21 protein-coding genes are annotated in these 17,353 nt (G+C 63.9%); 9 read left to right on the top strand and 12 right to left on the bottom strand.

Going from position 1 to position 17,353, the window contains the following annotated elements:
• Positions 1 to 83 precede the first annotated feature (83 nt).
• Positions 84 to 593, bottom strand: coding sequence for an NUDIX hydrolase (locus AB4Z53_RS06190; RefSeq protein WP_113538965.1), 510 nt, complete (start codon positions 591 to 593; stop codon positions 84 to 86).
• 281 nt (positions 594 to 874) lie between these two features.
• On the opposite strand from AB4Z53_RS06190, the gene AB4Z53_RS06185 reads away from it, so the two are divergent.
• Together AB4Z53_RS06185 and AB4Z53_RS06180 are read left to right on the top strand one after the other, a co-directional pair.
• Positions 875 to 2,542: an arylsulfatase gene (locus tag AB4Z53_RS06185; protein WP_291150453.1), complete on the top strand. Its 1,668-nt coding sequence runs from the start codon at positions 875 to 877 to the stop codon at positions 2,540 to 2,542.
• Positions 2,543 to 2,652: 110 nt separating this feature from the next.
• Positions 2,653 to 3,084: a GNAT family N-acetyltransferase gene (locus AB4Z53_RS06180; RefSeq protein ID WP_441595294.1), complete on the top strand. Its 432-nt coding sequence runs from the start codon at positions 2,653 to 2,655 to the stop codon at positions 3,082 to 3,084.
• Between the two features lie 24 nt (positions 3,085 to 3,108).
• Here AB4Z53_RS06180 and AB4Z53_RS06175 read toward each other — a convergent pair whose 3' ends face one another.
• From AB4Z53_RS06175 to AB4Z53_RS06145, 7 genes are all read right to left on the bottom strand, one after another.
• The gene (locus tag AB4Z53_RS06175) at positions 3,109 to 3,450 is read right to left on the bottom strand and encodes a DUF6616 family protein (RefSeq protein ID WP_113538971.1); all 342 of its coding nucleotides are present in this window, start codon (positions 3,448 to 3,450) and stop codon (positions 3,109 to 3,111) included.
• Positions 3,451 to 3,498: 48 nt separating this feature from the next.
• Complete coding sequence (locus AB4Z53_RS06170) at positions 3,499 to 4,293, bottom strand: HEAT repeat domain-containing protein (protein ID WP_291150459.1); 795 nt, start codon at positions 4,291 to 4,293, stop codon at positions 3,499 to 3,501.
• Positions 4,290 to 4,811, bottom strand: a complete 522-nt coding sequence (locus tag AB4Z53_RS06165) for a MarR family winged helix-turn-helix transcriptional regulator (protein ID WP_113538973.1) — start codon at positions 4,809 to 4,811, stop codon at positions 4,290 to 4,292. The genes AB4Z53_RS06170 and AB4Z53_RS06165 overlap by 4 nt, the downstream gene beginning before the upstream one ends.
• A gap of 78 nt (positions 4,812 to 4,889) precedes the next feature.
• Positions 4,890 to 5,681: a DUF1194 domain-containing protein gene (locus AB4Z53_RS06160; protein ID WP_441595293.1), complete on the bottom strand. Its 792-nt coding sequence runs from the start codon at positions 5,679 to 5,681 to the stop codon at positions 4,890 to 4,892.
• A gap of 79 nt (positions 5,682 to 5,760) precedes the next feature.
• Positions 5,761 to 6,579, bottom strand: a complete 819-nt coding sequence (locus AB4Z53_RS06155; protein ID WP_441595292.1) for an arginase family protein — start codon at positions 6,577 to 6,579, stop codon at positions 5,761 to 5,763.
• 149 nt (positions 6,580 to 6,728) lie between these two features.
• A complete protein-coding gene (locus AB4Z53_RS06150) occupies positions 6,729 to 7,613 on the bottom strand; it encodes an NAD(P)/FAD-dependent oxidoreductase (RefSeq protein ID WP_441595291.1) in 885 nt (294 codons plus the stop codon).
• A gap of 168 nt (positions 7,614 to 7,781) precedes the next feature.
• A complete protein-coding gene (locus AB4Z53_RS06145) occupies positions 7,782 to 8,216 on the bottom strand; it encodes an RrF2 family transcriptional regulator (RefSeq protein WP_034793085.1) in 435 nt (144 codons plus the stop codon).
• A gap of 113 nt (positions 8,217 to 8,329) precedes the next feature.
• On the opposite strand from AB4Z53_RS06145, the gene AB4Z53_RS06140 reads away from it, so the two are divergent.
• Entirely contained in the window at positions 8,330 to 8,572 is a 243-nt protein-coding gene (locus AB4Z53_RS06140; protein ID WP_441595290.1) for a hypothetical protein, read from the top strand.
• A 38-nt stretch (positions 8,573 to 8,610) separates the two neighbouring features.
• Here the strand turns inward: AB4Z53_RS06140 and AB4Z53_RS06135 are convergent, their stop codons facing one another.
• From AB4Z53_RS06135 to AB4Z53_RS06125, 3 genes are read right to left on the bottom strand one after another with little or no spacing between them, the layout of a single operon-like run.
• Complete coding sequence (locus AB4Z53_RS06135; RefSeq protein WP_113538978.1) at positions 8,611 to 9,555, bottom strand: DMT family transporter; 945 nt, start codon at positions 9,553 to 9,555, stop codon at positions 8,611 to 8,613.
• 16 nt (positions 9,556 to 9,571) lie between these two features.
• Positions 9,572 to 10,537: a DMT family transporter gene (locus AB4Z53_RS06130; protein WP_441595289.1), complete on the bottom strand. Its 966-nt coding sequence runs from the start codon at positions 10,535 to 10,537 to the stop codon at positions 9,572 to 9,574.
• Positions 10,534 to 11,109: a TetR/AcrR family transcriptional regulator gene (locus AB4Z53_RS06125; protein ID WP_291150495.1), complete on the bottom strand. Its 576-nt coding sequence runs from the start codon at positions 11,107 to 11,109 to the stop codon at positions 10,534 to 10,536. Before AB4Z53_RS06125 ends, AB4Z53_RS06130 begins: the two co-directional genes overlap by 4 nt.
• A gap of 238 nt (positions 11,110 to 11,347) precedes the next feature.
• Here AB4Z53_RS06125 and AB4Z53_RS06120 point away from each other — a divergent pair, with 238 nt between their 5' ends.
• From AB4Z53_RS06120 to AB4Z53_RS06100, 5 genes are all read left to right on the top strand, one after another.
• Positions 11,348 to 12,751 carry a DUF1254 domain-containing protein gene (locus tag AB4Z53_RS06120; protein ID WP_441595288.1) on the top strand — a complete coding sequence of 468 codons (1,404 nt, stop codon included), beginning with the start codon at positions 11,348 to 11,350 and terminating at the stop codon, positions 12,749 to 12,751.
• A gap of 89 nt (positions 12,752 to 12,840) precedes the next feature.
• Positions 12,841 to 13,143, top strand: a complete 303-nt coding sequence (locus tag AB4Z53_RS06115) for a hypothetical protein (RefSeq protein WP_441595287.1) — start codon at positions 12,841 to 12,843, stop codon at positions 13,141 to 13,143.
• Positions 13,128 to 14,300: a DUF1254 domain-containing protein gene (locus AB4Z53_RS06110; protein ID WP_441595286.1), complete on the top strand. Its 1,173-nt coding sequence runs from the start codon at positions 13,128 to 13,130 to the stop codon at positions 14,298 to 14,300. The genes AB4Z53_RS06115 and AB4Z53_RS06110 overlap by 16 nt, the downstream gene beginning before the upstream one ends.
• 190 nt (positions 14,301 to 14,490) lie before the next feature.
• A complete protein-coding gene (locus tag AB4Z53_RS06105; RefSeq protein WP_291150506.1) occupies positions 14,491 to 14,976 on the top strand; it encodes a hypothetical protein in 486 nt (161 codons plus the stop codon).
• Positions 14,977 to 15,075: 99 nt separating this feature from the next.
• A complete protein-coding gene (locus AB4Z53_RS06100; protein ID WP_441595285.1) occupies positions 15,076 to 15,771 on the top strand; it encodes an SOS response-associated peptidase in 696 nt (231 codons plus the stop codon).
• 157 nt (positions 15,772 to 15,928) lie between these two features.
• Here the strand turns inward: AB4Z53_RS06100 and AB4Z53_RS06095 are convergent, their stop codons facing one another.
• A complete protein-coding gene (locus AB4Z53_RS06095; protein WP_441595284.1) occupies positions 15,929 to 16,435 on the bottom strand; it encodes a hypothetical protein in 507 nt (168 codons plus the stop codon).
• Between the two features lie 166 nt (positions 16,436 to 16,601).
• Between AB4Z53_RS06095 and AB4Z53_RS06090 the strand changes: the two genes are divergently transcribed.
• Entirely contained in the window at positions 16,602 to 17,210 is a 609-nt protein-coding gene (locus AB4Z53_RS06090; RefSeq protein ID WP_441595283.1) for a histidine phosphatase family protein, read from the top strand.
• The last annotated feature ends 143 nt before the right edge of the window (positions 17,211 to 17,353 follow it).

Here is a 17,353-nt window from a genome sequence, read left to right as displayed (position 1 = left end):
CCGCCGCAGCCAAAGGCCGAGCCGCCGATTGCGGCAATCTGTCTTCAATGCGCATGGAGCAAGACGCGACACCGCGCCAGCACTCAGCGCGGCGTGAACTCGACCAGCAGCGATTTCAGCTCGATCTCGCGCACGCGACGCGCCGCCTCGTCGGGGCTGACCCAGGCGAGAATGCGCTCGCCGCGCTCCTTGAAGTCGTCGCTGATTTCGTTGACTTCGATCTGGAAGATATCGACCACGCAGGGCACCACGTCGCCATCGTCGAGCGCTTTCAGATAGGTGTAGCTGCCGACCGGCTTCTTCCTGACCTTGCCGCGTACGCCCGCTTCCTGCCAGGCCTCGATCGCTGCGGCCTCGAACGGTTTCTTTCGTTTCATCGGCCAGCCCTTGGGAATGACCCAGCGGCCGCTCTCGCGCGACGTGACTACCAGGATCTCAATGTCACGGCTCTCTTTGACGCGGCGGAAACACAGGGCTGCATATTGCTGGCGAAATGACCCCGAAAACAGCTTTTCGGGCGATCTAGCCAGTTGCTGCAAGATCGTTCCGGCCTTGGCGGGCTTGGGTGGGCTGTCTTTCTTGGTCGATTTCATGCGGCCCTTTTTTGTCGCTCCCCGTTTTCAAAGCGCTGGCAGTTCGCCGCGATACTAATGGCAACCGCCTGATACGTGGAAGCGATTGTGGATGGCAACCGCCTGATCGCTCCCGCTTCATCCACGGAATACTTGCGCCGGCGAAGCAGGCAGAGCCGCACGCCAGGCGTCCCGTTTCGTAACTGTTACGTACTTGCCCCGTCATCGTTGAGGCGCATCATCCCGTTCAACCGGAAATCGCAGTGCATTTCACCCCATCGACTTGAGCCAAGGAGAAAGCGATGAGCGCGCATGACGGTAAGGCCAGTTCCGCGACGGCCGACAATGGTTGCGGGGTAACGGATGTCAGTCGCCGAGACCTGCTCTTGAGCGGCACCATCTTCGCAGCCGCCTCGCTGGTTGCCTCCGGCGCTTCGGTCAGCCCGGCCAGGGCACAGCAATCTTCCTCCTCCAGCGGCAAGCCGCCGAACATCCTCGTCATCTTCGGCGACGATATCGGCATTCCCCAGATCAGCGCCTATACGATGGGGCTGATGGGCTACCGCACGCCCAATATCGACCGGATCGCCAAGGAAGGCGCGATCTTCACCGACAGCTACGGCCAGAACAGCTGCACGGCGGGGCGGGCGTCGTTCATCCTGGGCCAGGAGCCGTTCCGTACCGGCCTGCTCACCATCGGCATGCCGGGTGACCCGCATGGCATCCAGGACTGGATGCCGACGATTGCCGACGTGCTCAAGACCAAGGGCTATTCGACCGGCCAGTTCGGCAAGAACCACCTGGGCGACCGTGACGAGCACCTGCCGACCGCCCACGGCTTCGACGAGTTCTTCGGCAACCTCTACCACCTGAACGCCGAGGAAGAGCCGGAAGGCTACTTCTATCCGAAGGATCCGGAGTTCAAGAAGAAGTTCGGTCCGCGTGGTGTCATCAAGTCCAGCGCCGACGGCAAGATCGAGGATACCGGCGCGCTCAACACCAAGCGCATGGAAACGATCGACGAGGAGTTCCTGACAGCCGCCAAGGACTACATCGACCGGCAGGTGAAGGCCGACAAGCCGTTCTTCTGCTGGTTCAACTCGACCCGCATGCACGTCTTCACCCACTTGAAGCCGGACTCGCTTGGCAAGACCGGCAAGGGCATCCATGCCGACGGCATGGTGGAGCATGACGGCCATGTCGGCCAACTCCTGCAGCAGCTCGACGAACTCGGCATCGCCGACAACACCATCGTGCTCTACACCACCGACAACGGTGCCGAACTGGCGCTGTGGCCGGACGGCGCGCAGACGATGTTCCATGGCGAAAAGGGCACGACCTGGGAAGGCGGCTTCCGCATTCCGATGATGGTGCGCTGGCCGGGCGTGGTGAAGCCGGGCACGCAGATCAACGACCCTGTTACGCTGATGGACTGGCTGCCGACTTTCGCGACGGCTGCCGGTATCGGAGACGTCAAGGAAGAGATGAAGAAGGGCTTCAAGGGCACCTCGAAGACCTTCAAGGTGCATCTCGACGGCTACGACCTGACGGGGCTGTTGAAGGGCGAGGCGAAGGAGCCGCCGCGTGACTCGGTCTACTACTTCGACCAGGGCGGCAACCTCAACGCTATCCGCTGGAACGACTGGAAGCTGAGCTTTGCCCAGGCGAGCCACGGCAACATCGCCACCGCCACCCGTGAGGTGCCGAGCTGGGCCGTCATCGCCAACCTGCGCATGGACCCCTACGAGCGCGGCATGGAAGACGGCGGCGGGGCGATCGAGTTCCTCGCCCGCAACATGTGGCTGCTGGTGCCGATCCAGGGCAAGATCAAGGAGTTCTTCGCGGACTTCAACGACTATCCGTACCAGTCCGGCAGCACGCTGAATGCCAGCGGCATCAACTACGGCTGGCTGCAGCAACAGGCGGCGCTGAAGAAGCTCAACGAACTGGAGAGCCTGGCTCCGCGCTGATGAGAAAACCCCGCCGCCGGCTTGCGCTGGCGGCGGGGATTGACTGTACGCAGTGGTTGCACAGCGCCGCTTGCCGGACTAGTTTCCCGCGAAATTTGCGGGAGCTGACCATGCGCATTCGACCTGCGGTCAAGGACGACCATCCGGCGCTCTGCGCGATCGACACCGTTGCAGCGGGCGATCCGAGGCGATCGGCCGACATCGCCGGCTGGATCGGGCAGGGCTGCTGCCATCTGGTCGAGATCGATGGCGAAGTGGCGGCCTATGGCGTGCTGGCCCACCACTTTTTTGGTCATGCCTTCATCGAGATGCTGATGGTCGGTGCGTCCTGGCGCCGGCGTGGCCTCAGTGCGGCGCTGATCGCGCATTTCCAGGCGATGTCCTCGGGGGCGAAGCTCTTCAGCTCGACCAACATGTCGAACCGCCCGATGCAGGACCTCTTGGTCAAGGCCGGATTCCGGCCCAGCGGCTATATCGACAATCTTGACGAGAACGATCCGGAGATCGTGTTCTACAGCCCCCTCGAGCCGAACGCGACTTGAGGGGGCCGATTTGGCATTGGCGGCTCAAGCGGCTTCGCCGAGCTGCGTCAGGTGGCCGGCAAAGTCGGTGCCCTTGCCGCCGGCGTTGATGGTGTCGAAATATTCGTGCCAGCCGGATTGGGCGATGCCGGCGACGAGGGCTTCGAGCGCCGATGCATCCGGGCAGCGCCAGACGGCGAAGAAGGTCTGCGAGGCCGCATGCAGCTTCGATTGGTCGACCTTGCCGAAGGTGATGAGCTCGACGCCGAGTGCCGAGAGAGCCGGCATGGCGGAGCCGATCGCGGTCAGGAACTGCTGGCGTCCCTGGTGGGGAAGGGCGAGCCACGCCGGCTTGGCGCTGTAAAGTTCGGTCAGGTAGTGAGGCATGGTCTGCTTTCTTCTTGTCAGTCTGAGGGTATGCAATTCCGGGCGCCCTCAAGCGTTTCCGGAACTGGATTTCGTGGCGATGGATCGAAGCGCGCGGCGGCAGATGCGCGTCGTCGCCGGTCCCGAGCTTTCAGCGGACCAGCGCGCGCAGAGCGCTTGGACCCACTCGGGCCGATCCTTGGCCGCATCGTTCAGCCAGTTGCCGACCGAATCCTGCACATAAGGGGAGAGATCGGCGCGCAACGGCTCCAGTACGCAAAACGCGCGTTCGGGCTCCTTCCTGAGCGCTGCGATATGGGCGCACCAGACGCCGCGCGGGCGGATTGATTCCGAGGCGAAACGGCGGATGCGCTCGGATGGATCGGATGTCCAGCCGGCCGCCAGCAGGGCGATCGCTTGATCCAGATTTGCGGCGAGATGCGGGCGGACGGCGATCCAGGCCCATTCGCGCACACCGAAATGGCTGTCGTCGGCGAGAGGTCGGATCGCGGTCAGCCGCTCGGCGAGGGACATGTCATCCACGGCCGCGACCATGAAACAGGCCCAGCCCCGCGCCGTGTCCGAGGAATGATGCGCGAGCTCTTGCAGCGCAGAAGGACCGAGGCTTTCCGCGATCAGCTTTGCGGCGAGCGGCATGCGCCGGGAAATGCCGGTCGAGGCGGCCGCTCTCATCTCGGCAAGGGCATCGTCGCCGATGCCGGGCAGGATGCTGGCCATGAGTGCTGCAAAATCGACGGCGAGGCATTCGGTCAGGGTCGCAGCTTCAGCGCCGGCGTTCAGTTGCGCCAGGCGCTCGGCGCCAATGCTGGCGACGCCGCGTGCTTTGGTCTGGTTCTCGGTCACGGCTGCGTTTCCGATGTGGCCTGCGACGCCGTGGTCTCGAGATTATTCCAGATGCGCTGCAGCAGCCTGTGGAACGTCTGGTGCTCTTCGACGCTGAAGCCGGCGAAGAGCGAGGCGATCCAGGTGCTGTGTTCACCGAGCAGGTTGCCTGCGGTCTTGCGGCCGGTTTCGGTCAGTACGACCGCGATCTTGCGCCGGTCATCAAGGCCGGAGCGGCGCTCGACGAAGCCGTCGCGCTCCAGACCGTCGATGAGCCCGGTGATGGTGGCGCGCGTCACGCCGGCCCGGTCGGCAAGCTCGTGCGGAGACAGGCCCGCGGGTTGATCGTTGAGCAGGAAGAGGATAACGAACTTGCCTTCCGAAAGCCGGTGGGGTGCCAGTCTTGCGGCGCAGTCCCGATCGATCGCGCCGGTAAGCGCCAGCAGTTCGAAGCAGGCGCGCATGTTGCCGGTCTCGGCGACCGCCCGACGCTCGGCTTCCTGCAGCAGGGCCCGGTGTTTCTGTTCCAGCATTGTCATAAGGCGACAGATAATAAGGCGCCTAACTAGAGTCAAGCAATTGCGCGTTCCTGGCTGTGGATGGGGCGGTGTGCCGGTCTAACGTCCGATCATGCGCTCCTGCATCTCCTCGCCGATGAAGCAATTGTAGTCCTTGCCGTATTGGGCCGGCCGCACTGGCGCCGTATCCAGGCGGCTCACTTCCTGGCCGGAGATCTCCGTGACGAGTTTGCGCAGGATCGCCTTGGCGAACTCGCTGCTGTCCGTCACCTTCACGAGAAAGGCGCCGTCGCCGCCGATCACACATTCGCGGTAGTAGGCGTCGAGGTCCGGGATCGAGGCGCTATCGGGTTGCTGCGTCTTCAGCATGATCGGCAAGCCATCGATGGTGATGCCACGGGCGACGGTGGAATTGCGGGCGACGGGGGCGGGCACACCGGAATTGTTGGGGCCGTCGCCGGAGATATCGATGACCCGGCGGCTGCCTTCGAAGGGGCTGAGATCGAACAGCCGTCGGGTGAAGGCAAGCGTGTTGGAAATCGAGGTGAAGGCGATCCGCCGGATCGGTTGCCGGCTGAGAAGCTCGGAATATTGCGCTGCCGTGCCGCGACCATCGATCAGCGTCCAGGGCGTGACCTGTACCGCTGCGCCGCCCCATTCGACGTAGGTGACGGCGATGCGCCCGAGCGGGCCGTTCGCGACGGCCTCGATCAGCGCGGGCTCCAGAAAGGCGGCGACATAGCCCTGCCGCTGGATCCGCTGCTCCTCAAGCTCCATGGAGTAGGAGACGTCGACGGCGAGTACCAGTTCGAGGTCGACCCTGAGCGGCTCGGCGGAGGCTCTTCCGCAAAGAAAAAAGGCGCAGGCAATAAGGACCGATCTGAGTACCATCGCAGCCGTGACCCAAGCGCAAGCGGGAGGATCATGCTACGCCCAAACCGCCTTTGCGCAATGCGGCGCGGCTTTAGCGTCAGCGGCCAAGCTTCTTGAGAAGCGGTTCCAGCGCATCGATCAGCGGTTCGGGCGAAACCGGGTCACCGCCCTCGGACCAGGCGTTCTGGAACTCGGCGATCTCCAGCCCGACGACCTTGCTCCTGGCAAGGACACCGCAAGCCGCGCGTAGCTCATCGAGCGACAGTCCGTTTTCATGCTGGTAGTCGGTGGGGACGATGCCGGGGGTGAGCACGTCGCAGTCGAGGTGGATATAGACCGGCCGGCCGGCGACAGCCTGCGCCAGCCTTTGTGGAAGGTCGGCGCCGGGGCGGATATACGGAATGCGCTTCGTCTCGATGAGTTCGGCCTCGAAGGGATCGAGGTCGCGCTGGCCGACGAGCACGACATTTTCGAGGGGGAGCCCGTCACCGAGGCCGGACTGCCACAGGCCACAGGGCCCAGAGAGCGCCAGCCCGCCGAGATAGCCGGTGCTGCTGGCCTTGGGCGTATTGAGGTCGCCATGGGCGTCGAACCAGACGACGACCGCATCCGCGTGGTGCCTGGCGACGGCTGGCAGCGTTGCCAGCGAGACGGCGCAACGGCTGGTCGCGGCAAGCGAAAACGAGCCTTCGGCGTAAACCGTGTCGAAGCGATCTTGCATGCGCCTGAGCGCCGGCATCGCGGCTTCGAGCTCCACCGTCCAGTGGCCGTTCATCGCCGGTTCCGGTTCACCGATCGTGACGGCTTCGAGGCCGAGTTTTCGGGCGAGATGGGCGGCAACGGACTTCGCGCCGGGAATGCCGAGGTCATTGTGATCGCCGGCGCGACCCTGAAAGCAGGTAAGGGCAAGGGGCATCGATGCGGACTCCAAACTCAGGTTTGAAGCGAACGAAGCACGGGGGGCGCCGATTTGACAAGGCCGGGAGCCGAACGGCGCAAAGCGAGTGCGTCCGTTCGGTCTTCCTTTTTGTCTTCACAGGGGGCGCCCGCAATGCGGGTGCGCGTTTATCCGAACACCAGCGAGCGGTGCAGTTGCGCGCCCGCCCAGGCGCCGTCGCCGACCGCGAGCGAGACGGAGTGGGGAACGCGCCCGACGTCGCCGCAGGCATAGGCGCCGGGAATGGTGGTTTCCTTCGCGGCCGTAGCCCGGATCTGCAAGCCCATCGGCGTCTCCTCGATCTCGCAGCCGAAGCGTTCGGCAATGTCGCTTGCGGGCGCGGTGCGGGTGGCGACGAAGAGGCCTGCGAACGGCAGGCGGCGGCCGTCCGTGAGCACCACGTCGGCATGGCCCTCAAGGCGCGCGACCGGCGTCTCGTCGATGGTGACGCCACGCTTGACGAGATCGGCACGGCCTTCGGCATCGAGCGTAATCGCACCATTGGTGAAGAAGGTCACCTTGCCCCATTCGGGAATGAGCTGGGCCTGATGGATCGACATCGGGCTTGCGGCAATGACGGCGATCTCGCCCTGGTGCAGCTCGTAGCCGTGGCAATAGGGGCAATGGAAGGCGCTCTTGCCCCAGCGTTCCGCCAGCCCCTCGATCTCCGGCAGGCCGTCCTTGACGCCTGTTGCGAAGAGCAGGCGCCGGCCCTCGAAGGATGCGCCATCGGCTGTGGTGACGACGAAGGCATCCTGCTTGCCGCTCGCCGTCACGGCGCGACGGTCGATCCAGGTGAGCGTGGGGTAGGCGAGCAATTGTTTGCGGGCGCTCGCGGCGATCTCGCCGGGGGCGATGCCGTCCTGGCCGAGGAAGCCATGGGAATGGCTGGCGAAGCGGTTGCGGCGAATGCCCTCGTCGATGATCGTCACGCGCCGGCGGGCGCGCAAAAGCTGGAGGGCGGCGGCCATGCCGGCATAGCTGCCGCCGATGATGATGACGTCCTGTTGCATGGGTCTTCCTTTCGGTTGGGCGCAGGCCAGCCCACCGGTTTCTTGAACCAGTGTTTCTACCCGGGCTTTGGGCAATAGGGTTCCGGCCGGAAAACCGCGATCTAAGCGGTCCCGGGATAACCGGATGTGTCGGGATCGATCACGTCAGGACGGATCGATCGGCTGCTGTCAGTGCGATCGGAGCCGGTGCCGCCGGGCAAAGTCCTCGGCGAGGTCGGCAAGGGTCACGTGGGCGAAACGGTCGAGCAGCAGCGCCTCGGCCTCGGCAAAGGCGGTGTCGAGGGCGGCATTGACCGCCTGCTCGACGAGACATTCCGGCATTTCCTGCCGGTTGCCGATGGCAAAGATCGCGGGCTCGCCGAGTGTTTCGTGCAATTGCCGAAGCGTCACGGTCTTGAGATCGGCGGTGATCGCCCAGCCGCCCGCATGGCCGCGGGCGGAGGAAACGATGCCGGCATCGCGCAGGAAGCCCATGGTGCGACGAACGACGACCGGATTGGTGCGCATGCACATGGCAAGCTCGTCCGAGGTCAAGGGTTCGCCGCGCTCGGCCATGTGCAGGAGCGCGTGCAGGACGGAGGAAAGGCGACTGTCTTTCTTCATGTAACTTCAATTATTACGAATCGAGGTGCGATGCAAGGGGGCGTGACGGGCGGTGGGGCAGGCGGGTTTTGAAACCCGGCTTGTTGGCCTCGTGCCAAACCGCTGGGGAGGCGATGGATGATACAGACGCCAACAAGGCCTCCCTCATTCCTGTGCCTGTCACAGGAATCCAGCCAGCCCAAGCCCTTGGGCTCGATCTCGAAGCCCGGCGCGAAATCGTCTATCGCCGACTGGATCACCTCGCAAAGCTTGGAGAAGGGGCGTTCACCGCCGAGCAGGCAGAGCACGTGACGTGGTTTGATTTCGGAAAAGCTCATGACCGATGCCCCCAGTGGTTTCAGCGAAGCTGTCGCTGACACCACTGCAAGATGCAATCCGTAACTGGGTGGCTTTCCTAAGCGTGCGCCGGCTGTTTTTGTTCCCGGGCCGGTTCCCGTGCTCTCGCGACGAGGACGATGCCGACGAGCGAGACGGTGAGGCCGGCGGCCATGGCCCAGGAGAGGGGCTCGCCGAACATCACGAAAGCCCAGATCATCGTCACCGGCGGGCTGAGATACAGGATGGCGGTCACGCGGGCGGGCGAGGATTTCTTCAGCGCAAGGTAATAGAGGCTCCAGGCGCCGAAGGTGGCGACGAAGACCAGCCAGAGGATACCGCCGACAAAACCGGGATCGAGGACCGGCAGCACGCTGCCCTCGTGCCAGGCAAAGAGCGCGAAGATCGCTGCCGCCGAAAGGCACTGGATGCAGAGGCTCTGGTGCACAGGCATGGTACCCGCCGGGCTGCGCTTCTGCAGGAGCGTGGCCAGCGCCAGCGACAGGGTGCCGAGAACGGGCAGGCCATAGGCCCAGAGCGGCACGTCGCCGATATCGAGCGACCAGCCGGAGGCGATCAGGACACCGGTCAGCCCGATGAAGGAGCCGAGCCACTGGCGGGCGGTGAGCGCCTGGCCGAGGACCGGCCAGGAGAGAATGGCGACGGCAAGCGGCAGCATGTCGGTGATCAGCGCCACGAGGCCGGTGGGCACGCCATAGGAGATCGCCAGCGCGAAACCGGCGAGATAGCCGGACATGGCGAGCGCGCCGAAGAGCATCTGCGGCACGGCATCCTTCATGCGGATCTTCGGTCCGATCGTCAGCGCGAAAGGCAGTAGCACCAGGCCGGAGATGAGGCTGCGCCAGAGGAGGATCAGGAACAGCGGCGCGTGGTCGATGGCAAAGCGGATACCGACGAAACCGGCGCTCCAGGAGACCACCAGCGCTGCCTCGAGCAGGACCAGGATGAGGATTGCCCACACTCGGTTTGACCCGCGGGAAGGCAGCGCGGCAACGTCGCTCATATCAAGGGTTCCGGTGTCAGCGGGTGGGGAGGGCCGTGTCGATCACGGCGGCGGATGGCCGGGACCTGGTTCGGCGGCGGCCGCCCGGTATCGGCAGGGTGAGGATGAAGAGCGAGCCGACGATGAGCCCGATGCCCGCCCAGCCCTCGGCCGGCAGCCGCTCGCCGACGATGACGACGGCAAGCACGGCGGCAATGACAGGTTCGAGCAGCGACAGCGTTGTGGCCATGGTGGCCGACACGCGGGCGAGGCCATAGGCGAAGAGCACATAGGCGATAAGCACCGGCACCAGCGCCATGTAGATGCCGACGGCGACGTTGGTCCACGACGCTAAAAGCGGCGCGCCGGTGACGGCGAGCACCGGCAGGAGCAGGGTGCCGCCGACGCCGAAGATCGAGCCCATGGCGGCGCGTGGCGGGATGCCCGCCTGCATCAGCCGCCGCGCCACCCAGGAATAGAGCGCATAGAGCAGGCCGGAGACGAGGCCGAGCAGGATGCCGTAGAGCACGGTCGGCGCGTCGGCAGCACCTGCGCCGCCGTGGCCTTCCGACAGGACGAGAAGCACAGCGCCCGAGAGGCCAGCGGCAGCGCCGAGCAGCCAGCGGGTCGTCAGCTTGTGTCCGTCGAAGATCCGCTCGATCACGGAGGCTGCAAGCGGCGCCGAGCCGATGGAGATGACGGTGCCGATGGCGACACCGGCCAGGTGCATGGAGGAGTAGAAGGCGAGCGGATAGATCGCGACCGACAGCGAGCCGAGGACGAGCATCGGCCATTGCGCCGCAATCTTTGCCCGGCCTTTCACGATCGAGTGCAGCGCCGTCAGCGCCAAGAGCAGGCCGCCAAGGCCCATGGCGACGGCGCCGATGCCGAGCGGGCTGACACCTCTGGCAAAGGTGGCGGTGGTGCCGGTGGTGCCCCAAAGGGCGGAAGCGGTCAGCACGCAGGCGAAGCCGACGAAAGAAGCGGAAGTCCTGGAGGTCATAGCTGGTCCATGATCGAGATGGCGATCCTGCGCGCGGTCTTCAGCCGGGCGTCATGACCGTCGAGCCCGGCGCGCGACATGGCGCCTTCGAGCAAAAAGGAGAGATGCTCCGCAGTCTCGTCGATGGCGGTGCCCGCCTCGGGCCGTATTTCCCGGAGATATTGTTTGAACAGCATTTCCACCTCGTCCTTCTGCGAGGCGACGATCTCGCGGGCGGGATCGCCGACGGAAAGCTCGGCTGCGGCATTCAAGAGCCCGCAGCCGCGAAAGCCCCAGGAGTAGGCCATTTCGGCGTGGTCGACATAGCTGTCGAAGATCGCCAGAACCCGCTCGCGCGGCGTTGCCGCATGGGCCAGGCGCTCGCGGTAAAGGTCCTGCCATTCCCGGTGGCGTGCCTCGATATAGGCGTTCACCAGATCGGTCTTGGACGAGAAGTTGTTGTAGAGGCTCATCTTGGCGACGCCCGCATGGGCGGTGATCGCATCGATACCCGTCGCGCCGACCCCATCCCGATAGAACAGTTCGGCTGCGGCCTTCAGCAGACGCTCGCGTGCCGGCGCTTTCTCGCTCATCGCTTTCTCCAGTCTTCTAGGTAGACCGATCTACCTAATTTTTTCCGATGTCAAGCCCCGGGACTGAAAGGCGTGGACGTGATGGCGTTGCGGTGGCGGATTCGCCGCGGCGGTAACTGTTACGTACTTCCCCTCGCGCCGGAGGGCTCTACTTGGTGACAGCAGATCTTGTCGGAGCGGGGCCACGCGCTTCACGGCTTGGTGCCCAGGCTTTCAAACGTCGAAAGTGAGGATCCACATGCTTCGGGTTGCCTTTACAGCGCTTGCGCTCCTTGCCGGGACGGTCAGCGTATCGGCACAGGACCTATTACCTGAAGACCTCCAGCGCCGCGCCATCGAACGCCGGGCGACGGACGCCGTTATCTGGGGCATGCCGGCGGTCAACGCCGACCTGATGCTGCAGGAGATGCTTTCGAAGACGAAGGCCAAGGCCAACGAGATCATCTACTGGTCGCGCCCGGTGAACTGGAAGAACCAGACGCTGACCCCCAATCCGGATTCGATCTATTTCATGTCCTTCTGGAATGTGACGGACGGACCCATCATCATCGAGATCCCGCCGGCCGAAGGCGGATCGATCGCCGGCAACATCGTCAACGCCTGGCAGATGCCGCTGGAGGACGCCGGGCCGGAAGGGGCGGACAAGGGCAAGGGCGGCAAGTACCTGATCCTGCCGCCGGACTATATGGGCGAGGTGCCGGAAGGCTTCATCCCGCTCCGCTCGGACACCTTCACCGGCTTTGCGCTTTTGCGCTCCAATCTCAAGAGCCATGCCGACGCCGATATCGAAAAGTCGGTCGCCTATGGCAAGACGGTCAAGATCTACCGGATGTCCGAGGCTTCCAAGCCGCCGGCGACGACCTTCACCGACGCCTATGACGTGCTGTTCGACAGCACCATCCGCTTCGACGCAAGCTTCTTCGAAAACCTCGACCGCGTCGTTCAGACCGAGCCATGGCTCACCCGTGACCGGATCATGATCGATCATTTGAAGTCGCTCGGGATCGAGAAGGGCAAGCCCTACAAGCCAAGCGCCGAGACGAAGGGGCTGCTCGACGCCGCGGCGGCCGAAGCCAAGGCCGAGCTTTCCGCGCGCTATGACGCCGGCTTCCCCGTGATCAACGAGGGCATTCGCTGGTTTCCGGCCGGCCTGCCGGACATGGTCGCCGCCGCATCGGACGCCTATTCGGACCAGAACAGCTATCCGGTCGATGCCCGCGGCGTGACCTACACGCTCGGCTTCACCGGCATCAAACACATCGGCACGGCGCAATTCTATCTGATGACCAACAGGGACAAGGACGGCAACCCTTTCGATGGCGCCGCCAGCTACAAGCTCGTGGTGCCGAAGGATGCGCCGGTCAAGCAATATTGGTCGGTGACGGCCTATGACCGCGAGACGCATGCGCTGATCCGCAACATGGCGAAGGCCAGCGTCGCCTCGATCGGAAAGGGCGTAGAGAAGAACGCCGACGGCTCGGTGGATGTCTATTTCGGCGCCAAGGCGCCTGATGGCAAGGAGGCGAACTGGGTGCCGGTCGATCCCGCCCGCAAGTTCGAACTGCTCTTCCGGCTCTACGGGCCGGAAAAGCCGCTCTTTGAAAAGACCTGGAAACTGCCTGATGTCGTGAAGCTGCCGTGATCCCGAAGGGGGTGGCGACCGCCGCCGCCCCAACCTCTTTCCTGCCTGGAAGCATTCCCAAGCCGAAGTAATTCTTGGAGACAAGCCTGATGTATTGCAGACCCAAGAGCCTGTTGTTCCTTGCCGCTATGGCCTCGGTGAGCCTGACCCACACGCTGCCGGCGACGGCGAACGGCACCTCCGGCTACAGCTTCGTGCAGGGTTATCCGACGGCGGAAACCAGCGCCAAGGCCTATGACGACGCCGACCTGCAGCGCGCGATCACCGCCTATCGCTTCTGGTATCCCACCGTTTCGGTCGAGGGTATCTTCAACGGCAACCGCTCTGTCGGGATCAACGACAACGAGGCAATGGGGGCGGCGGCGGGCCCCGCCAGGTGGGCTTCACGCTGAATTCGGACACGCCCTACGGCTCGGCGACGATCGACGTTTCCAAGGGGCCAATGGTGATCGAGCTGCCGCCGGGCGCCTATATCGGCCTCGTCAACGACCATAACCAGGGCTGGGTGCAGGACATGGGCATTCCCGGCCCTGACGCCGGCAAAGGCGGCAAGCACCTGATCGTCGGGCCTGACTACAAGGATGTGATCCCCGAGGGCTATCTCGTCGGCCATACGCCGAGCTACAAGAACCTGCTTGCCGTGCGCGCCCTGCCCGTCGGGGGCGACCAGGCCAAGGCGCTCGACGCGCTGAAGGCGATCAAGATCTATCCGCTCGCGGAGGCAGCCAACCCGAAGCCGCTGAAGGTGGTCGACACGACCGAGATGGTGCTCGACAGCACCTCGCTCAAATGGGAGGACAACATCCAGTTCTGGCAGAAGCTGAACGAGATCGTCCAACAGGAACCGGTCGTCGAGAAATACCTGCCGATGTATGGGCTGTTGCAGTCGCTCGGCATCGAGAAGGGCAAGGAATTCAAGCCGGACGAACGCATGACGGCGATCCTCGAAAAGGCGGCCCGCGACGGGCGCGACCAGTTGCTCGTCTCCGCCTTCGACAGCGATCGGCCGGACCGGCTCGCATGGCCGGACCGCAAGTGGGAATGGGTGGGGCTGGTGCCCGGCAGCGCCCAGTTCGAAACGCCTGCCGGTGTCGATCTCGAAGCGCGCGACCGCTGGTTTGCCCAGGCGATCGTGACCTCGCCGGCAATGTTCCGCCGCACGGCCGGCGCCGGCTCGCTCTATTGGCTGGCGGCGCGCGACGGCACCGGCGCCTATCTCGACGGCGGCAATACGTACAAGCTCTCGATCCCGCAGCCGGTGCCGGGCAAGCTCTTCTGGTCGGTCACCGTCTATGACGCCCAGACCCGCTCGGAGGTGCAGACCGACCAGGACAAGGCGGCGCTGCGCTCGCTGTTCGAGCTGAAGGACGTGAAGGGGACCGAGCCGGTCGATCTCTATTTCGGTCCTCAGGCGCCCAAGGACGCCGAGAACCGCTGGGTCAAGACCGTGCCCGGTCGCGGCTGGTTTGCCTATATCCGAATCTATGGACCGGATGGCCCTGCCTTCGACGGCAGCTGGAAGCCGGCGGATTTCGAAGAGGTGAAGTAACGCCGAGAACAGAAGCCCGCTTCCTCCTGCGAGGCGGGCTCCCTATCTGTCGGAGCCACCGCGGGCGCTGGCCGATCCGGTGCCGCCGGGCCTTTCGTTGCCGCAACTTCTGCCCACATTTGTCCACGATCTGCAATCATGGATACCCTTGTTCTCCGTCATGTCGCGGGGGCGTTCAAGGGAGATTTCCGTGATTTCAATTCGTGCTGCGGTTCTCGTCGCCGCCCCGGTTTTCGTCATGCTGATGGCGCCTGAAGCGTCCGCCTGCACTTGCGGGCACAGAGAGCTTGGAAAGCCGGAAAAAACCGCTGCCGAAAAGTTCCAGCAGGCGGATCTGGTCATCAAGGGCCGAATGAGGACGGTGACCTACGGCGTCGAATTTGCAAATCCCGACGAGCCGGATCAGCCGTTTCGCATGACGCGTGGCGAGATCGATATCAAGGCGGTGCTGAAAGGCACGTTCGAGGGAAAGACCATTGCGGTCTATACCGGAGCCGGCAACGGCGATTGTGGCCGGCTGTCGGAGTTCATCGGACAGGCGGTTTACTACAACCACGAGAAATTCGGCGAGTTCGAGATTGGCCTCACCAAGGGGGAAGTCGACGGCCAGACGATCTACTCGACGTCGATCTGCGACTACGCCAAGGGGCCGGAGGAGGGCGAAGAGCAGCCGTAAGCCTCCCCCTTGGTTTCATATGATCGCGAGAATTGCGGCATGTTTACTCGCAAATCGGGTAGTATCTGCGAAAATCTGCATGTTGCGGGAGCGGCGATCATGTGCGGACGCGTCTATCTGAAGACCAATCTTGAGGGGCTGCTGCGCGCCTTTGGCTTTGCCGAGCGTGGCAGCGTCGAAGCGATTGCCAACCAGTTTCCGCGCTATAACGGTGCGCCGACGCTGATCTATCCGATCATCATCCGCGACGTGATCCGCGATCCCGATCTCTTCGGCCCGGTCTTCGTTTCGGCGCGCTGGGGGTTGATCCCGAGCTGGACCAAGGACCCGAAGGCGGGGCGGCCGCTCGTCAATGTGCGCTCCGACACGATCGCCAGCAAGTTCCGATCGAGCTATCAGCGTCGGCGCTGCCTGGTGCCGATCGACGGCTTCTTCGAGTGGAAGGACATTCACGGCACCGGCAAGGATAAGCAGCCCTACGCGATCGCCATGAAGACGGGCGAACCCTTCTGCCTGGCCGGCATCTGGGAGAGCTGGCGCAACCCCGATACCGACGAGGACATCCGCACCTTCGCGATCGTCACCACCGACGCCAACGCCATGATGGCCGATATCCACGACCGCATGCCCGTGATCCTCAATCCCGACGATTACGAGCGCTGGCTTTCGCCCGAGCCGGAAGCGCCTGACCTGATGAAGCCGTTTCCGCCCGAGCTGATGACCATGTGGAAGATCGGGAGCAAGGTCGGTTCGTCGAAGAACGATATGCCGGATATTTTGGATCCGGTGGATTGAGGGGGGAGCGTGTCGTTTCGTCCAATGAGAGACCAGAGCAATGGAGGTACGATCGCAAGCGCCGCGGCCATCTGGAAGGCAATGTACGCGATGAAGGCGATATCGTGAGCGATTGTCTTTGCAACTCGTACCATCGCCTTGCTGAAGCCGGCCTGTCTCAAATCGGTGCCTTGACGTCGTCGCCGTAGCTATAGCTCAGCTTGCGCTCGGAGAGGTCGTCCAGGGGCAACGTCCTGAAGTGGGATTTTAGCGGCAGCCCGGTTTCCTTGGAAACCCACATTTCGATGCGCGCCTTGTAGTCCTGTTCGATCTGCCTTTCGTATTGGTAGACCGTGGCAGCGATCCCCCCAACGTCTTCGTGGCGCAGAAGCGCGCAGTTCGTCGCCGATTCCGGCGGGGCTATCTTGCGCGGCACCACAGTCCACGAGCCGCTTTCGTGGCGACTGTATTGTTTAGAACCGATGACAATGATGTCCTGGATCCCCGACCACCCTTCGCCCGCGCTAGGTCCTGTGAACCGCACTTTGGGGACAGCATTGAATTTGGCGATCATTGAGTGAACAGGTGCACAGGTGTCCTCTTCAGCGGAGGCCGCCATGGGCACGGTGGAACTTAGGCCAAGCACGAGTATCGGCGCTACCGCCCACATGTATTTTTGCGACACCTGTGCCTCCCTTGATTGCAGGAATCTATTGAGCACAATCTTCTCTCAAGCGCGAGAGGGCGAGCGCGCGAGCCGAGAGCTCGACAATTTCGTGGTGGCCTGATAGTGGCGCCATCTGTCGGGCGGCATCACATGACCATCAGCCCAGCACAGGCGGACAACACCCATGATCTATCTCCTCCGTCACGGCGAAACCGTCTGGAACACACTCGGCCGCTTCCAGGGGCAGCAGGATTCGCCGCTGACGGCGCGTGGCGTCGAGCAGGCGGATTTCGTCGCCAATCTCCTTCGTGCGGAAATCGAAGGCGAGACTCAAACTTTCGAAATGCATGTCAGCCCGCTCGGACGGACCCGCGAAACTGCCGAAAGGGTGCGGCGGGTGTTGCCGCTTGCAAGCCGCGAGGATGCGCGGTTGATGGAGGTCTCGGTCGGCTGCTGGGACGGCATGACGGCGTTCGAGATCGGCATGGAGTATCCGGGCAAACTCGATGGCTCCGATATCTTCGACTGGTACTTCCGCTCGCCGGACGGAGAGAGTTTCGATGCCGCCTGCGCCCGCGCGAAAAGCTGGCTTGCGGATATCCGTCGGCCGACGGTCGCGATTTCCCACGGGCTGTTCGGTCGGCTGCTGCGCGGCGTCTATGCCGGCCTCTCCAGGCGGGAAATGCTGGAGCTGCCGGTTCCTCAGGATGGCTTCTATCAGCTTTGCGGCGGGGCGTTCAGCCTCGTCACCGGCGCATCGACCGGCCGGCAACTGGCATCCGCTTCCGAGTGAAGGGCCGGCACGCTAACTTCGTGCCGGCTCCCGGGCTCTTCCCCTTGGCTCCGGCCTGAGCGCCAAGCCCTGATGCGGCGGGGCGCCTGAATCTCGGCCGTGCCCGAGAATACACGGCGTTACGGTTACGTACTTCCGCCGCG

Source organism: Ensifer sp. 2TAB8, from assembly GCF_052115125.1.
Lineage (GTDB): Bacteria > Pseudomonadota > Alphaproteobacteria > Rhizobiales > Rhizobiaceae > Ensifer.
The sequence above is the reverse complement of the archived record's forward strand: the minus strand, read 5'-3'. Positions and strand labels throughout refer to the sequence as shown.

What these genes read in the sequence shown, in the direction of transcription:
- AB4Z53_RS06125 (WP_291150495.1), bottom strand. Translation starts at nt 11,109, where the DNA reads ATGAGCGAGAAAGCGCCGGCACGCGAGCGTCTGCTGAAGGCCGCAGCC.
- AB4Z53_RS06150 (WP_441595291.1), bottom strand. Translation starts at nt 7,613, where the DNA reads ATGCAACAGGACGTCATCATCATCGGCGGCAGCTATGCCGGCATGGCC.
- AB4Z53_RS06115 (WP_441595287.1), top strand. Translation starts at nt 12,841, where the DNA reads ATGTATTGCAGACCCAAGAGCCTGTTGTTCCTTGCCGCTATGGCCTCG.
- AB4Z53_RS06140 (WP_441595290.1), top strand. Translation starts at nt 8,330, where the DNA reads ATGGATGATACAGACGCCAACAAGGCCTCCCTCATTCCTGTGCCTGTC.
- AB4Z53_RS06180 (WP_441595294.1), top strand. Translation starts at nt 2,653, where the DNA reads ATGCGCATTCGACCTGCGGTCAAGGACGACCATCCGGCGCTCTGCGCG.
- AB4Z53_RS06165 (WP_113538973.1), bottom strand. Translation starts at nt 4,811, where the DNA reads ATGACAATGCTGGAACAGAAACACCGGGCCCTGCTGCAGGAAGCCGAG.
- AB4Z53_RS06175 (WP_113538971.1), bottom strand. Translation starts at nt 3,450, where the DNA reads ATGCCTCACTACCTGACCGAACTTTACAGCGCCAAGCCGGCGTGGCTC.
- AB4Z53_RS06120 (WP_441595288.1), top strand. Translation starts at nt 11,348, where the DNA reads ATGCTTCGGGTTGCCTTTACAGCGCTTGCGCTCCTTGCCGGGACGGTC.
- AB4Z53_RS06190 (WP_113538965.1), bottom strand. Translation starts at nt 593, where the DNA reads ATGAAATCGACCAAGAAAGACAGCCCACCCAAGCCCGCCAAGGCCGGA.
- AB4Z53_RS06135 (WP_113538978.1), bottom strand. Translation starts at nt 9,555, where the DNA reads ATGAGCGACGTTGCCGCGCTGCCTTCCCGCGGGTCAAACCGAGTGTGG.
- AB4Z53_RS06090 (WP_441595283.1), top strand. Translation starts at nt 16,602, where the DNA reads ATGATCTATCTCCTCCGTCACGGCGAAACCGTCTGGAACACACTCGGC.
- AB4Z53_RS06130 (WP_441595289.1), bottom strand. Translation starts at nt 10,537, where the DNA reads ATGACCTCCAGGACTTCCGCTTCTTTCGTCGGCTTCGCCTGCGTGCTG.
- AB4Z53_RS06160 (WP_441595293.1), bottom strand. Translation starts at nt 5,681, where the DNA reads ATGGTACTCAGATCGGTCCTTATTGCCTGCGCCTTTTTTCTTTGCGGA.
- AB4Z53_RS06100 (WP_441595285.1), top strand. Translation starts at nt 15,076, where the DNA reads ATGTGCGGACGCGTCTATCTGAAGACCAATCTTGAGGGGCTGCTGCGC.
- AB4Z53_RS06185 (WP_291150453.1), top strand. Translation starts at nt 875, where the DNA reads ATGAGCGCGCATGACGGTAAGGCCAGTTCCGCGACGGCCGACAATGGT.
- AB4Z53_RS06145 (WP_034793085.1), bottom strand. Translation starts at nt 8,216, where the DNA reads ATGAAGAAAGACAGTCGCCTTTCCTCCGTCCTGCACGCGCTCCTGCAC.
- AB4Z53_RS06155 (WP_441595292.1), bottom strand. Translation starts at nt 6,579, where the DNA reads ATGCCCCTTGCCCTTACCTGCTTTCAGGGTCGCGCCGGCGATCACAAT.